Source organism: Micromonospora sp. CV4 (assembly GCF_003667455.1).
GTDB lineage: Bacteria > Actinomycetota > Actinomycetes > Mycobacteriales > Micromonosporaceae > Micromonospora.
On the sequence record NZ_RCVI01000065.1, the window covers coordinates 1 to 1,666 of the forward strand.

Annotated in this window: 2 protein-coding genes; both read right to left on the bottom strand. The window is 75.8% G+C overall.

Annotated elements, in window-relative coordinates; genetic code table 11:
* Positions 1-1,290 (bottom strand): DUF2314 domain-containing protein (locus EAD98_RS00350; RefSeq protein WP_121652121.1); only part of this gene is annotated, 1,290 nt, incomplete at its 3' end.
* A gap of 66 nt (positions 1,291-1,356) precedes the next feature.
* Positions 1,357-1,666: adenosylcobinamide-GDP ribazoletransferase (locus EAD98_RS00355; protein WP_199723177.1), on the bottom strand; the 310-nt coding region annotated here is incomplete at its 5' end.

A 1,666-nucleotide genomic window follows, 5' to 3' on the forward strand; every position in this document is an offset into this window, starting at 1 on the left:
GGTGGGGGTGGGGGGTTCGCCGGAGTCGAGGACGGCCTGGGTCCAGCCGCCCTCGATCACGCCGGTGGCGTCCAGCACCGCCCAGTCGACGACGTCGGTCGCCTCGACCACGACCGGGGCGCCGATCCGTACGCTCGGGTCGGTGGCGGCGTCGCTGGCGCTCACCCCGACGATCCGCTCCGGGGTCTCCCACGAGGTGACGCCCGCCCAGACGTACTCCGGGCCGTCGTCGCCGGGCAGGCCGTACTTGACCACCAGTTGCGCCTCGGACGGCAGCTGGCCGGCGACGAACCGGGTCCGGGCATCGTCCAGCGCGGCCCGGGCGGTGGCGACCGCCCGGCTCATCGCGTCGCCGGAGCGGGCGTAGCGCACGTCCGGCTGGATCCCGGAGAACAGCGTCGCGCAGGCGGCGGCGTAGTAGCGCCCGTCCGGACCGGGGTGCCCGGCCGGCGGGCGCAGGCTGAGGAACGAGTCGGCCTCCGGGTCGGTCGCCGGGTCCAGCTCCAGGCGCAGCAGCACCGGGGCGGTCGCGCCGTGCTGCTCCGGGTTGCCGTACGCCACCGCGATGTCGTGCCCGGTGACCGTGGCCAGCACCGGCAACTGCACGAACGCCGGAACCTCCTCGCCGGCGAGCCCGTCGGTCCAGTCCCGCAGCAGCCGACGCGCCGCCCCCGTCATCACCGCGCCCCAGGCCCGGGTGAGGTGGTCGGGCACCCCCTGGGTCTGCAACTCCAGCAGCCCGAAGCGGCGCAGCCCCTTCGTGGTGAACCACAACCCCTCCACGTCCGAGGAGTACGGCACCAGCACCCAGTCCACCAGCCGGATCCGGCCCTGCTCGTCCGGGAGCGAGCGCAGCGCGGTCGCCGGGTCGAGGAACTGCAGGCCGAAGACGTCCACCACATCGCTGTCGACGGACTCCGCCACGGCCGCCGCCACCGCCCGGGCCGCCCACTCGTGCGCGGGCGGCCAGCCCGGCCGGTACTCGGCCTGCACCACCACCAGGTGGGTCGCCGCGGCCAGCCGCGCCAGCTGCGCCTCGGTGGCGCCGAACGCGGTGAGCAGGTCCGGCGGCAGCTCGGGGAACTCGGCGATCGGCCGGGTGTCCACGCTCATCAGCGGGCTGTCCAGCATCTGCCGGGCCAGCCCGTGCACCGGCTCGGCCAGCCGGCCGGTCAGCGCCGCGACCGCGGTCTTCGGGCTGACCTTCGGAAGCCCCGACATCGGCACCAGGTACGTCGCGCTGAGCGACTCCGGGACCGGTACGGGCAGGAAGTCGTCCGTGATGAGCATTCTCGTTCCCCCGGTGGCCGCGCCGGCGCTGTCGAGGCGAACGCTACCCGGCCCGCCTCGCCGGGTTCAGCCGGACAGCACCAGACCCAGGTAGACCAGCGTGGTGACCACCTCGACGGCCGCGCCGAGCACGTCGCCGGTTATGCCGCCGAGCCGGCGTACCACGTGGGTCAGCAGCGGCACCGCGACGGCGAACGCGGCGGCGACGGCCAGCGGCCCCTGCCACGGACGGCCCGGCACCGCGGGCACCGCCAGCAGCACGACGGCGACCGCGCCGACGGTCAACGCCATCGGGCCGACCGTGCCGGCCACCATCGCGCCCAGCCCGTCGGGCCGTGCCGCCGGCACGCCCCGGCGGCAGGCCACCGTCACACCC